Origin of the sequence: Neolewinella xylanilytica (assembly GCF_002934605.1) — a bacterium.
Classification (GTDB): domain Bacteria; phylum Bacteroidota; class Bacteroidia; order Chitinophagales; family Saprospiraceae; genus Neolewinella; species Neolewinella xylanilytica.
In genome coordinates, this window is the sequence record NZ_PTJC01000004.1 from 1 (window position 1) to 1,476 (window position 1,476).

Below are 1,476 nucleotides of genomic sequence, written 5' to 3' on the forward strand. Positions count from 1 at the left end.
TTTCCGTCGATGTTCACAATGGGCCAAAAGCCTCCGCTGGCGCTGCGGGTTTTGGCCCATGTTCTCTATCGCCGGAAAGGCTAGTATTGGGGGCTGAATTCTGTGCCGTGGTCGGTGTATCCCGGGCAGACGGTGGCGCACCCGTTGGGCGAAATTGACCACCTCAAAATGCCACATCGCTATATCATAAGTTTCTATGAGCTATACAAAAATATGGATTAATCTATTCGTAGTGATTACTGCCACTATCTTTGGATTCATTATATATGGAGCATTCACTTCGCAAAAAGTTAGTGATATAACTGCATCGTTGCAAAATGTACATCCTGACTCACTCAGTTCTATAAGTATCTACCCTATAAATCGTTTCTACAATATCAATTTGACTAATGACACGGTTGTAATATATAGTTCAAGTATGATGAAAAGTTTACTTCATCCACTAAAATCGATAGGAGATGGTTACCACCATAGGGTCATTCGCGACAAATGGGATACTTTTGTTTCGATAAATTATAAGTCGGGAAAGGTAATAAAACTAAAAATTACGGATACAAACAAGGGGATTTGTGTTCAGTATTTAAGCACTATGGGAAACCCAAAGTATTTAGTAAATGATATAAGAGAACCCCTAATTAAAGCTTCGAAACGTTAATTCCACTGTTTTGTCAAAGTTATTATATCTCTCTGTGTACTAGTCGCAATTTCGATTGCGGAAAATATCATGTTTAGCCTAAAACGCGTTTTACTGTGACGATCTAAAAAATTACATATCAATGAACCGTTTAGTTAGCATAAATATTAATGAATGCGATGAATCAGAGGCAATAAGCTCACATGTTGAACTTACGGTGAGAGTTTTGAAAGCCGTAATAAATACAAATAGATGGATAGATAAATTGCCCAAAGAGGTCAAGAGATCTTTCACGACATGGACCACAGAAGAGTGCAAAAACAACGCTTATATAATGAGTGAATGGGAGTTTAAACTTGCTGCTGAAAAGGATAACTGGATATTCATAGACAAAAAGGTTACGGATAGTAGTATCCAATTTGTTATAAAGCACAATCCTATGAGTAATTATATTGATTTATTATATTTACTAATGGTATATAATATAGATTACCGTAAGGTCTATGTGGAAGATGGGATGTTTGGAAATTATTGGCTTAAAGACACGAATATTAAATCCTGATTTAAACTTTGGCTCACGTAATTCATCCGACCTATCATTAGAGACTTTTTATTAATTCGCCCAACATTGCGCCATCGTCAAGCCGGCGGTAATGCTTTTGGATGTCGATGAAAACTTTAAAAGGCTATCTTAAGCCTTTTGCAAATCCAGATGTTGGTTGGTGGTAGCCGGCCTGCGGTGGCGCACCCGTTGGCGGAAACTAATAGCCTGCAGGAACTGATGAGTTCGTCTGATTAGCAAAACGAGACTTGGTAGAGCGATTTGCAGAAACTCATTGTAC

At 38.2% G+C, this 1,476-nt stretch carries 1 protein-coding gene; it reads left to right on the top strand.

Annotation, left to right across the window (positions count from 1 at the left end):
• Positions 1-776 precede the first annotated feature (776 nt).
• Entirely contained in the window at positions 777-1,196 is a 420-nt protein-coding gene (locus CLV84_RS00025; protein WP_104417692.1) for a hypothetical protein, read from the top strand.
• The last annotated feature ends 280 nt before the right edge of the window (positions 1,197-1,476 follow it).